Here is a 1,473-nt window from a genome sequence, read left to right as displayed (position 1 = left end):
TGAGTGTCCTTGGTGCGATATTATGCGAGTAAATGACATTGCTGAAGAATTTCTATTCAGATTAGACTCCTGCTTTCATGTGAAGCATTTGTATATGTGGAGCTTGGGGACTTCTATGAAGTCTACTAAGGTAAATCGAAAAATATTACTCAAGTGTTGGCATCGATTTAACGATACAATGTCGACTAATGTGGATGAATGGTCGCCTGTCTTCAGAGTTGTCGAAGTAGGGCGGCGTGGATATCTCCATATTCATACGATTTGTACCGAGTTTGTGGATCATTCACGGGTTCTGCGTAGCTGGAGATATCAGACGGGTGAGAATTCGAATGTTAACGTTTCAAGCGCGAAGGGGCGTATGGATTCACGCCGCCTCGCAAGATATCTTATGAAATATCTTATGAAAGAAGGCTCCTCATATCGTTGGTTGGGTGTCTTCTACGGTTTCGGTCTGAGAAGACCTCGAAGGGTTAGAATGTCTACCAATGGTGTTTTACATTACGGTGGACATGTGTATGGGGGTAAAATAACCGATGGTTACGAAGAATACGAATCTCAGCAAAGTATTTATACTGATGATGTAGATTGAAAGATACGATTCTGGTACGTATGTCCAGGAGGTGAATACAAATTGGTTTATAAGTTTGTGCCTCGGGCACCTAGAAGACAAATAGAACGGGTTTGGTCTCGGATCAATCACACGATGATGATTGCTGTTGCCACCAAGATTCTTCATACTGTCGAAGATAGGGAGACCTTGGTGAGAACTATCATACAATTGTCTCTTGCAGGCAATGCTGCCGGTGTGATTTCGTTAGCTATCCAAATTCTGCCGGGTGGGACAGCTATTGCAAATCCGTCTACGACGGAGGATCTAGACAATCCTGGCATCAGAAATCTTTTATGGCAATATACTTGTGGGGTTACAGCTGGTATGGTGGAACCTCTCGCGATTAACGTTGATTTGAAGTCAATGCGTAAGCTGTCCATAACAGATAAGATTGTGCTGATCACTCGAAGCTCAGTTGATACCTCGTCCGACATTGCTGGTGTGATTACACAATTCTTCAAGACGTAGTCGCGTTGGTCATCTTGCCTATGTGCGGGTCATCAGGTCCCGTTAGGCAAGATACACATTTGCCTCCTGGTATCTGCTAAGTCTTGTCAGGAGGGGGTGTTGGGGGAACCCGAATTGGTTCCCCTAACTCGGTTATTTTTAGGGGCTACATGCCCCGTTTCTTTTATTCATATGGTATATGGACGAAGTTCGATATACCACGATTTATTTCAGGAGGAATTCGAATATGAAAAAGAAAATGATTCATGACAGAATTGGTTTGCTAAATGAAGACGAATCCGATATCGTTTGTTACGTACATGAGAGGCACAAGGTAGGTGAGTGTCCTTGGTGCGATATTATGCGAGTAAATGACATTGCTGAAGAATTTCTATTCAGATTAGACTCCTGCTTTC

At 43.2% G+C, this 1,473-nt stretch carries 1 protein-coding gene; it reads left to right on the top strand.

Annotation, left to right across the window (positions count from 1 at the left end; all coding sequences use genetic code 11):
• Window positions 1-703 precede the first annotated feature (703 nt).
• Complete coding sequence (locus ACGH46_RS10995; RefSeq protein WP_411605652.1) at window positions 704-1,078, top strand: hypothetical protein; 375 nt, start codon at window positions 704-706, stop codon at window positions 1,076-1,078.
• Window positions 1,079-1,473: the final 395 nt, after the last annotated feature.

Origin of the sequence: Gilliamella sp. CG22 (assembly GCF_046635725.1) — a bacterium.
In the GTDB taxonomy this organism is placed as follows: domain Bacteria; phylum Pseudomonadota; class Gammaproteobacteria; order Enterobacterales; family Orbaceae; genus Gilliamella; species Gilliamella apicola_I.
The sequence above is the reverse complement of the archived record's forward strand: the minus strand, read 5'-3'. Positions and strand labels throughout refer to the sequence as shown.

Coding starts and splice junctions, on each gene's coding strand:
- ACGH46_RS10995 (WP_411605652.1), top strand. CDS start 704: ATGATGATTGCTGTTGCCACCAAGATTCTTCATACTGTCGAAGATAGG.